Origin of the sequence: Halomonas sp. Mc5H-6 (assembly GCF_024124705.1) — a bacterium.
GTDB classification, from domain to species: Bacteria; Pseudomonadota; Gammaproteobacteria; order Pseudomonadales; family Halomonadaceae; genus Vreelandella; species Vreelandella subterranea.
Map to the genome: position 1 here is coordinate 21,466 of NZ_JAMXSI010000020.1, position 6,627 is coordinate 28,092.

The window sequence follows — 6,627 nt, forward strand, 5'->3', positions numbered from 1 at the left end:
TATTGACCCGATAGACACTTTTAGCGATGAATGAAGCTACGAAACTTTTGCACGATCCTCCATATAATTGCTATAAAATAACAAAATATACCTAAAAACCTGTCACAATTATGTCCATGAATGGAAATATTATCATGAGGCCGCTATGCAAAACGACATAGCCAGCCCTGGCGTCGACGAAACGCCGGTCATCAGCGAGCTGGCCGAAGCCATCACCCCATTGGTGGGTCAACAAGGCATGACGCCTACCCCATTGAGCGGCGTATCGCTCCTCAGCCTTGACCGCCACCAACCGCGGACGCCTCTGCTTTATCAGCCTAGCCTGATTATCATCGCCCAGGGGCGAAAAATCGGCTATCTGGGCGATAGGGAAATTCATTACAACCCGGGCCAGTACCTGGTACAGACCCTGCCCTTGCCGTTTGAATGTGAAACCTACGGCTCGCCTAAAGCGCCCTTGCTGGGTGTCTCTATCCAACTGGAGCCCGCCCTGCTCAGCGAGATGGTCACCACCATGGGCGATGCACCCAACCACAGCCAAGCCACGCTGCCCATGGCATCGGTGGCCATGACACCGGGCATGCAAGCGGCTGTATCCCGCCTGGTGAGAGCCCTTCATGAGCCTGCAGAACTCAACACAATGGGCACGGCTCGGATACGCGATGTAGTCTTTGAGGCATTGAAAGGCGAACAGGGGCCAGCGCTCAAGGCCTTGGTGCGCGGGCACGGCCATTACGCTCGCATCGTTCAGGTGCTGTCGTTGCTGCATCGCGATTTTGCCAACGATTACAGCGTTGATCAGCTAGCCCGGCAGGCGAATATGAGCCCTTCGACCTTTCATCAGCACTTCAAACAAATCACCCGGGCATCGCCGACCCAGTACATCAAGCAACTGCGGTTGATCAAGGCCCAGCAGCTATTGCTGCAGGACGACCATAACGTCAGCCAGGCGGCACAGGCGGTGGGCTACCGCAGCGTGCCGCAATTCAGCCGCGACTATAAGCGCTATTTTGGCGACGCGCCGTTGCAGCATCGTCGCCAGGAACAGGCCATACGCTCTTGAGCATGCGCTCTTGAGACTATGTTATCTCGAAAAAAGGGCTATTTGGCGAATAACTGGCTCATGTCCTTGAAGGCTTTGAACTCCAGCGCATTGCCACACGGGTCGAGCAGGAACATGGTGGCCTGCTCGCCCACTTCGCCCTTGAAACGCACGTAGGGCTCGATCACGAAGTCGGTGTCACGGGCCTTGAGGCGTTCTGCCAGCGCCTCCCACTCGTCCCAGCCAAGCACCACACCAAAATGCGGTACCGGTACATTGTGACCATCGACCGGATTGGTGTGAACTTCTTCCTGGCCTGGCGTTTTGGGGTGTTCATGGATCACCAGTTGATGACCAAAGAAGTTGAAGTCGACCCAATGATCGCTTGAGCGACCCTCAGACAAGCCAAAGACGTCGTTATAAAACGCACGCGCGGCATTCAGATCGTAGACGGGAATTGCCAGATGGAACGGGGAAAGGCTCATGGTTATCTCCTGAAGCATGAATTGTGTTTATGGCACTTTTGGATTGGCCAACGCCTTGCGCCAGCCAGGCCGGATTGCCTTATCCTAGAGCGCGCCGCGCAAAAATAAAATCCATTACGCGTTGATAATAGCGTTTTGAAACGCTAAAAGATGCTTCAATCGAGCCTGCAAGGAATCAACAGATGAACCCGGAAGACCTGGAAAAACTGGTGACGCGTAAAATGCCCTTCGGCAAATATGAAGGCTGGCTGATTGCCGACTTGCCCGGGCCCTACCTGAACTGGTTTGCGCGGGAGGGTTTTCCAACCGGCGAAATCGGTCAACTGTTGCACTTAATGCATGAGATCGACCATAACGGCCTGAGCGGCCTACTCGACCCACTGCGCAAAGGATAGCGTGGTTGCAACGGCCCCTTTCGAGATTCAAGCCTGTCGCGATTCAAGCGCCTTGTCACGCTCAGCGATATAGAGCGCTTCATGTTGGCGGGCATCAGCAGGGAAACGCCCCAGGGCCACCGCCTGTTCAAAAAAACCCGAGGCGGGAAGCCCCGCACCTTGGCGGCTGACGACCAATGCCGCGACCATTGGCCGACCGACGGCCACATCCTCTTCCATGAGCTGCTCGAGCGCCTGAGCAACGCGCTGGATCGTGCGGGGTGGCGTAAGCCCTAGCGCATTTGCCACCTGCTGATAGGTCATGGGCAATGCATCGCGAGGCGCGTTTGCCAGCAATGCGCGCACCTGTTTTGCTATGGCGGAGTGGTTATCGCGTTGGGGCATCTTGGTCAGAGGCTCTCTTATCAGGGAAAACAGACATACCGATCAATAGCTGGTTATGCTGAAGATAACTTGAACATGTTAACGCTTTAAACCCAGGGAGAAAGGCATGGCAACACCATCAAGCGCTCAGCACCCGAAAGGGGGCAAATGGCCCACCCTATTGGCATGGTTGAGCGTGCTTGCTCTGCTCGGGGCCGCCATACTGATGGGCCTTGCAGGCCCCGCTTACCGCTGGGAGTTCATCCCACTCGGCGATGCCTTCAGCCTGCTGCGTTATGGCGTCTACCTGGCCGCCGCTGCTGGGGGCCTGAGCCTACTACTGCTGATCCTCGGCGCGATGACCCGCCGCTTTAGCGCGGGTGTCGTGGCGATTGTCGTCCTTTCCGGCACCGTCGCGCTGCTTTATTTGCCGTGGCAGCATTGGCAGCGTGCTCAGCAGGCACCGGTGATTCATGATATTACCACCGACACGCAGAACCCACCGGCCTTTGATGCCTTGCGCGATGCCAGAGAAGCCGCGCCCAACGCCGTTGATTATCCCGGTGAAGAAACCGCCCGCCAACAACAGGAAGCTTACCCTGAGGTGGCGCCTCTGGTGGTATCGGCACCGGCGCCGAGCGTTCTTGGCGCGGCTCAGGCGGAGGTGGAAGCTGCTGGCTGGCAGATTGAAACGGTGACTGACAATACCATTGAGGCAACGGCCACCACGCCCTGGTTTGGCTTCAAGGATGACGTGGTGATTCGCCTGACCGAGCAGGAAAACGGCGTAAGGGTGGATATGCGCTCGGCGTCGCGGCTGGGCGCAAGCGATGTCGGCACCAACGCATTACGCATTGACACCTTCCTTGATCGCCTGCGTGAACGACTTGAATAGAACGTCAGTGGACCTGCTTTGCCTGCGGGAGAGTGTCGCGACGAACCATCGGCTCGGTATCCAGCGTGGCTATCGGCACCTCCAGATTTTGCGGTATATCACCGCTTAGCTGTAAGGCCTGGTAGCGCAGCGCACATACGCGCAAGAATGATGTAAAGTTGCCCGCATCATGCCCGGCAGCGATGGATTCGTGATACAGCCGCGTGATCATTTGCGCCGTGTTCATACCGTCACGCCGGGCAATTTCACCGAGTATCTGCCAGAAATAATTTTCCAGCCGTACGCTGGTCACCATGCCGTCAATGCGCAGCGAGTGGCTAGCGCTTTGCCAAAGCGTCGGGTCTGCATCGATAAACAGTTTGCACATCGCAACGTCTCTTCACCGTGATTCATATGTCCAGCATAGCCGCCATGGAGGATTACGCCCATATCACCTGGGCGTAATCGTTCAGCGGCGATGATGTCAGCGATCCAGTAACGCCATGAACTGGGCAAGCCAGGCAGGATGTGCAGGCCAAGCGGGCGCGGTAACCAGATTGCCATCGGTCACTGCATCGGTCACCTCCAGGTTGGCGAAGCGCCCCCCGGCAAGCTCTACCTCAGGCTGGCAGGCCGGATAAGCGGAGCACTGCCTGCCGTCCAGCACCTTGGCAGCAGCTAACAGCTGCGCCCCGTGACAGATCGCCGCTACCGGTTTATCGGCCTCGAAAAAGTGCTGCACCATGGTGAGCACTTGCTTGTTCAGGCGAAGATACTCCGGCGCGCGACCGCCGGGCACCACCAATGCATCGTAGTCTGCCGGATCGATATCGGCGAAGGTCGCGTTGAGCGCGAACCGGTGGCCGGGTTTTTCGGTATAGGTCTGGTCGCCTTCGAAATCATGGATCGCCGTCGCCACGCTATCCCCCGCCTTTTTGTCGGGGCATACCGCGTCTACCTGGTGGCCCACCGCCATCAGCGCCTGGAACGGCACCATGGTTTCGTAATCTTCGGTGAAGTCGCCGGTAATCATTAAAATACGCTTGCTGCTCATCTCAAGTCTCCTTGTTATCAGCAACGTGGTTATCAATCAGCGATCAACAACCGCATTGCTCAAGATAGCATTACCACGCGAAGTCGCGTGTGTATTGAGCGTAGCAAGCGTAGATAAAAGACGGGTAGTAGGCCATTACTACACCCGCCACATCACCTTGCGTGATGCGGCGGGTACACAGGCTTTCTAGCTAAGACGGGGGGCGGCTTTTTGCTCCGGTAGCGATAAATGCCGCTGACCGGCGTCTTCACCAACCCGGAATCGGCTTACCAGCAGATTCATGTCGCCAGCTCGCTCGTCGAGGGTCTGGCTTTCGGTGGAGGCTTCCTGCACCAGGCGGGCATTCTGGTGGGTCACCTGATCCAACTGGGCAATCGCCTGGTTGATCTGCTCGATGCCGGACGACTGCTCATGGGTCGCCTGCGCGATTTCCGTCACGTAGCGCGTGACTTCACCTAGGCTCTCGACGATTTCCTGCAGGTGGGTACTGGAGGCGTTGACCAAATGCTCGCCTTCGCTGACCTTGGCCACGCTGTCGTCGACCAGATGGCGAATTTGTGCCGCTTCTTCAGCACTTCGCCCCGCCAGCTTGCGGACTTCCTGGGCCACTACGGCAAAACCGCGACCTTGTTCGCCCGCCCTCGCCGCTTCCACCGAGGCATTCAGCGCCAGCAGGTTGGTCTGGAAGGCAATATCGTCAATGGCCTTGATGATGCTGGTGATTTTTTCGCTGGATTCGCGGATGTTGCCCATCGCCTCGGTGGTGCGTTGAGCGACGTCCCCCGCAGAACGGGCGCGCTGGTCAACGCTGGTGCTCGCGCCTTTGGCATGATCAGCATAATCGGCGGTCTGCTTGACCGTCGCGGTAATCTGCTCAAGGCTGGAGGCGGTTTCCGCCAGCGAAGCCGCCTGCTGATCGGTACGCTGAGAAAGGTTTTCATTGCCGGTGGCAATCTGACGGCTGCTCGCGGCAATCACCTCGGCGCTTTGGCGAATTTGCGCCACCATCCCTTCAAAGGTGTCCATCATGCGGTTGAAGGCCTGGGCCGTTTGCCCGACTTCGTCATTACGCTGCAGATCCAGGCGCATGGAAAGGTCGGCGTTTTCACCGGCGGCTCCGCTGATATTTTCCATCTGACGCCGCATGGTCGTTAGCGGCCCCAGCACGCGGACCATGGTACGCCAGCCGAAGATTGCCAGCAGCGCGATCACCACCAGGGTCACGATAATCAATAGCGTGCGCCCTGCATTGGCCAGCATTTCGGCCTGTTCAGCGGCAGTGTCAGCCTGCTCGACAGCGTAGGCTTCCACGTCGGTCAAGGCATCGCCCATTTGCGTCATTGCCTGGCTGACGTTATTCAGCTCGTTCTGGACTTGTGCCTGGCGGTCCAACTGCTGCTGGCGTAAGGCATAAACCGAACTGTCGTCGCTGATCATCAAGCTTTCCAGCTCGACAATAATGTCATCCAGCCCGTTCACCAGTTCCATCTGCTCAGTATCGGTGCTTGGCGAACGGGTAATACCTGCCAACGACTGGCGGGCCAAGCCAATCTGCTGGCCAATTTGGTTGTAACGCAGATTAACCAGTTCATCTTCACTTTCGACCTGCATCAAGCGTCGCCCCAGGTCGGCGAGCATCGCCACGGCGATACGCACTTCACTGCTTAGCCGGGTAACATCCGCTTCATTGCTGAACAAGTTATCCAGCAGACCGGTAGGCAATGTCGTCATTCCGTCCTGGCGCCAGGCATTCAGGCGGTCTTCAAGCGCACGTTGTTCACGCACCTGAACCAGCGCGGTCCGTCCGGCAATATCGCCGGCACTGTTCATGACCTCACCGATCAGCGCCTGCATCTCGGCGAGCTTTTCATCCATCTGTGCTTGCAAAGCAAGCGCCTCCTGACGAACGTTTTGCAGTGAAGTATCGCTCTCCAGCAGGGTCTGGTAGTGCTCATCAAGAGCGGCCAACTGGCTTGACTGGGTTTCGGTATCGTCGGCGGCCAAGTCATTGCGCGCCTGGCTGAAACGCTCATAAAGCGTCTCCCGCGGGGTAATGTCAGCCATGTCAGCTTCGCTTTCAGCCGCCAGCAGATCGGCGTGACGCTGGCCAAAAGCGCCCATCGTCGACACCATTTCGCGACTGGCATTCTGCAATGGCATTACATCATTGGTGATGTAACGCTGCGAGTCGATCAGGCGCTGATTGGTTGTCCAGCCGGTGACGGCCAGCACGACGGCACCGATAACGGCGGCCAGAAACAAGCCTATCAACATGGCACGTAAACTAAGGGAAGGTCTGAATAACTGCCGATTATCGCCAATCGCGGTTTGAGTCGACAAAAAATCAAAGATTCAGACACGCTTCTCCCGTTATGTGTGTGTTTTTTGCCCGTTTCCCGCCTTTTAGGCGGAAA

General features: G+C 57.3%; 8 protein-coding genes. 3 read left to right on the forward strand and 5 right to left on the reverse strand.

What is annotated here, in order from left to right; all coding sequences use genetic code 11:
• Positions 1-145 precede the first annotated feature (145 nt).
• The gene (locus NH395_RS17725; protein WP_253026774.1) at positions 146-1,063 is read left to right on the forward strand and encodes an AraC family transcriptional regulator; all 918 of its coding nucleotides are present in this window, start codon (positions 146-148) and stop codon (positions 1,061-1,063) included.
• A 38-nt stretch (positions 1,064-1,101) separates the two neighbouring features.
• Here the strand turns inward: NH395_RS17725 and NH395_RS17730 are convergent, their stop codons facing one another.
• Positions 1,102-1,527, reverse strand: a complete 426-nt coding sequence (locus NH395_RS17730) for a VOC family protein (RefSeq protein WP_066321605.1) — start codon at positions 1,525-1,527, stop codon at positions 1,102-1,104.
• A 182-nt stretch (positions 1,528-1,709) separates the two neighbouring features.
• Here NH395_RS17730 and NH395_RS17735 point away from each other — a divergent pair, with 182 nt between their 5' ends.
• On the forward strand, positions 1,710-1,922 hold the full coding sequence (locus tag NH395_RS17735) for a DUF3820 family protein (RefSeq protein ID WP_085917834.1): 213 nt from the start codon (positions 1,710-1,712) through the stop codon (positions 1,920-1,922).
• 27 nt (positions 1,923-1,949) lie between these two features.
• Here NH395_RS17735 and NH395_RS17740 read toward each other — a convergent pair whose 3' ends face one another.
• Positions 1,950-2,306: a hypothetical protein gene (locus tag NH395_RS17740; protein WP_253026776.1), complete on the reverse strand. Its 357-nt coding sequence runs from the start codon at positions 2,304-2,306 to the stop codon at positions 1,950-1,952.
• Between the two features lie 106 nt (positions 2,307-2,412).
• On the opposite strand from NH395_RS17740, the gene NH395_RS17745 reads away from it, so the two are divergent.
• Complete coding sequence (locus tag NH395_RS17745) at positions 2,413-3,180, forward strand: DUF1499 domain-containing protein (RefSeq protein ID WP_253026778.1); 768 nt, start codon at positions 2,413-2,415, stop codon at positions 3,178-3,180.
• Between the two features lie 4 nt (positions 3,181-3,184).
• Here NH395_RS17745 and NH395_RS17750 read toward each other — a convergent pair whose 3' ends face one another.
• The 3 genes from NH395_RS17750 to NH395_RS17760 all read right to left on the reverse strand — a co-directional run bounded on the left by NH395_RS17750 (position 3,185) and on the right by NH395_RS17760 (position 6,487).
• Positions 3,185-3,547, reverse strand: coding sequence for a ribbon-helix-helix domain-containing protein (locus NH395_RS17750; RefSeq protein WP_253026780.1), 363 nt, complete (start codon positions 3,545-3,547; stop codon positions 3,185-3,187).
• A 96-nt stretch (positions 3,548-3,643) separates the two neighbouring features.
• Positions 3,644-4,213 (reverse strand): DJ-1/PfpI family protein, encoded by a 570-nt coding sequence (locus NH395_RS17755; RefSeq protein ID WP_253026782.1) that lies wholly within the window; start codon positions 4,211-4,213, stop codon positions 3,644-3,646.
• Between the two features lie 186 nt (positions 4,214-4,399).
• Positions 4,400-6,487, reverse strand: coding sequence for a methyl-accepting chemotaxis protein (locus NH395_RS17760; RefSeq protein ID WP_253026784.1), 2,088 nt, complete (start codon positions 6,485-6,487; stop codon positions 4,400-4,402).
• Between the last annotated feature and the right edge of the window lie 140 nt (positions 6,488-6,627).